1 pseudogene is annotated in these 201 nt (G+C 70.1%); it reads right to left on the bottom strand.

Annotation, left to right across the window (positions count from 1 at the left end):
- Nucleotides 1-201 (bottom strand): annotated as a pseudogene (locus tag DSP71_RS24035) (SGNH/GDSL hydrolase family protein); the annotation flags it as partial.

Here is a 201-nt window from a genome sequence, read left to right as displayed (position 1 = left end):
CGACAGCGACGGGTCGAGTGCGGCGATGCGCTCTCCGAACGTCGGTCCGTCGATACCGGGCTTGAGGTATCCGCTCCCGCGGACGCCGTCCACGATGGTCCGGCCGCCGAGGAGATCGGCGAGGAGATAGGCGTAGCCCTGCGTGGGGAGGGTGGCCGCCGAGCCGTACGTCCAGGAGTCGCCGAACACCAGGACAGTGGG

It is taken from the genome of Microbacterium sp. H6 (genome assembly GCF_003314775.1).
GTDB lineage: Bacteria > Actinomycetota > Actinomycetes > Actinomycetales > Microbacteriaceae > Microbacterium > Microbacterium oxydans.
Note: the sequence above shows the minus strand (reverse complement) of the source record. Positions and strands in the feature narration are given on the sequence as shown.